The 239-nt window shown below is 38.9% G+C and carries 1 pseudogene; it reads left to right on the top strand.

The annotated features are described in order from the left end of the window. Window positions 1–239: pseudogene (locus AXW61_RS17030) on the top strand (IS4 family transposase); the annotation flags it as partial.

The raw sequence follows: 239 nt of genomic DNA, 5'->3' as shown, positions 1-239 counted from the left end.
TAAATACTATGAACACTCAAAAGTAGCTCATAAATTTCGCTTTAAGAATCCCTTGTATTCCTTGGATGCCAGTCATATTGACCTGTCGCTTTCCTTATGTGAATGGGCCAAAGTTCATGACTCAAAAGCCAGCATGAAACTCAGCATAGGATTGAATCACAGCAATGATATTCCTGAGTTTGTTGCAGTTGAAAATGGCAAAGAAAATGACATGGTACAAGGCCGCAAATTCCAGTTTC

The organism is Acinetobacter sp. BMW17, assembly GCF_001592855.1.
GTDB lineage: Bacteria > Pseudomonadota > Gammaproteobacteria > Pseudomonadales > Moraxellaceae > Acinetobacter > Acinetobacter johnsonii.
The sequence above is the reverse complement of the archived record's forward strand: the minus strand, read 5'-3'. Positions and strand labels throughout refer to the sequence as shown.